The sequence below is a fragment of the Aureisphaera galaxeae genome (genome assembly GCF_028561275.1).
In the GTDB taxonomy this organism is placed as follows: Bacteria; Bacteroidota; Bacteroidia; order Flavobacteriales; family Flavobacteriaceae; genus Aureisphaera; species Aureisphaera galaxeae.
The window spans coordinates 1-2,312 of the sequence record NZ_JAQQTF010000012.1; the positions used below are offsets into that span (position 1 = coordinate 1).

The 2,312-nt window shown below is 44.0% G+C and carries 1 protein-coding gene; it reads left to right on the forward strand.

The features are described from left to right. Positions 1-198: 198 nt before the first annotated feature. Positions 199-2,312, forward strand: a 2,114-nt coding sequence (locus POV27_RS16810; protein ID WP_272863958.1) for an HYR domain-containing protein, incomplete at its 3' end; no start/stop codon positions are given.

Here is a 2,312-nt window from a genome sequence, read left to right on the forward strand (position 1 = left end):
CGGTGAAGCGACTCGTCAAGAGATAAGGGAAAACAATTCCCAAAACAAAACCCTCCCGAGCTTTACGCGAAGGAGGGTTTTTTGTTTCCTATTTAAAAAAGAAGAGAAAAAACAGGAATTTTCCCCTTCTAAAATGTTGTAGGGTAATTCTTTCCGTGCTATTTTTGGGCTGCTAATTTTTAATCTAATCCTTAATTTATGAACAAAACTACAAGGTTATGGCTTTATGTCATAACGGCGTTGCTCACCTTTCAGGTGCAAGCACAAAACTTAACTGACCCCAGTGTATACGCCTCGGAATACACTATAAACGACCCCTCCGAAAACGGCAATCAAAATCTTATGCCCATCACAATCGTTGAGCCTGGATTTGCCTTTTCATCACTTGCCACTATGCCAGAGGTTATGGCAGGAATGGCCATTGACCAATCTACTGGAACCATTTACGTAGCTTCCCAGAACACGACAAGTGCTCTATATAGCGTGACTCCAGATGGAACCGTTACACTTATCAACGGTAGCTGGTCGGTACCACCAGGTTTTTATCCCTTTGTCGATACCGATATTGAATATGCCAATGGATTTGTTTTCTCTCAAATTTCTTCGAATACCTTGAGAGAAGTGAATGTATCTGGAGGAGCTATTAACTCCTATACCGGAGACGCACTTAGCGGATTCGAGGCAGGTGCTGCTGTAATTGGTAATAACTTATATACTACCGATGGTTTAGATCCGATGAACATTGTTTATGTACGCGATCTAACTACACTTACGGCTACCCCCACTTCGATCACGATTCCCGTTTTCTATGGCCGTGAGACTTTAGCCTCTGTTGCCAATAACCCAGATGAATTGGTGTATTGTGGAGATGGAAACTTCCATACTATAGAAATATCTACAGGTACTGTTTCGCCTGTAATCGCATCTGTACCTACATCGGCCTCTCAGTTCGCTGTTACCCCAGATGGTCGTAATGCCTATGCGTATGATCAATTTTTAGGAATTATCAGAAAAATTGACCTAACTACAGGTGTTGTAACTGACTTTGTAACGGGTATTGCACCTGGTGCTTTCCAAGACTTAGAATTTGGACCTGCTTCCGATGGGAGTGGAGACATCAGCCTTTACTTTACAGATGCAACCGATCTTTATGAAATTACTGGAACTTTCGTAAATCCTCCAACCATGGTTTGTCCAATGGATATCGTGACCACTTCCAGTGCAGGAGTTTGTGGTGCCGTTGTTGCATTCTCACCTCCTTTGGTAGTTGATATTGAGGATGATCCGGAGCCAGTTCCAGTACAGACTATGGGACCTGCCAGTGGAAGTGTATTCCCTGTAGGTGTAACTGTAGTAGAATTCACAGCAACGGATAGCGACGGAAACACGGCTACTTGTTCCTTTACGGTTACCGTAGAAGATGTAGAAGATCCTACCCTAACCTGCCCAGCAGACATTACCGCAGGAAGTGATCCCGGTATTTGTGGAGCCATCGTAACCTATGATGCTCCTGTGATCGCTGACAACTGTCCTCAACAAGAATACCTTTCCAATGGAGACTTTGAAACAGGTGATCTTACCGGATGGACACCTGTAGTATTGGGTGACTTTGATCCTGTATTTATTTTGAATGACGGAACACAAGATCCCGATGGACCGGGAGCTCCAATGGCGCCTATTGGAGGAACTTTCGATCTTCTAAGTGCGCAAGACGGACCTTCTTTCCACATGATTTCTCAGCCCATCCTAGTCCCTGCAAACGTAACCGATGCAGAAGTGAGATGGTACGACAGAATTAGAAACTTCTTTTCAGATTATGTAGATGGATCGCAAGAATTTAGAGTAGATCTATTGGACGCTGCTATGGTTCCAATTACTGAAATCTATAGTACTAACCCAGGTGATGATCTCATTCAAGATGGACCTAACTTCCGTCAGTTCGATCTTACTACGCTATTGCAAGGCTTAGAAGGACAGACCGTATACCTGAGCTTCCAACAGATCACTCAGTTGTTCTATTTCAACGTAAACATTGATAACGTAAGCTTTACTATTACTTCTACACCAGGATCTGTGGTACAAACTGCTGGACTTCCTTCTGGAGCTGAATTCCCAGTAGGAACCACAACCAACACCTTCGTAGTTACTGATGCCGGTGGTAATACTGCTACTTGTAGCTTCGATGTAACTGTTGAAGATACCGAAGCCCCTGTGATCGTTTGCGAAGGAGACTTCCAGTCACAGGACATCATGCTTAACGGTAGCTTCGAGACAGGAGACCTTAGCGACTGGACAGCCGTAGACAACCCTAA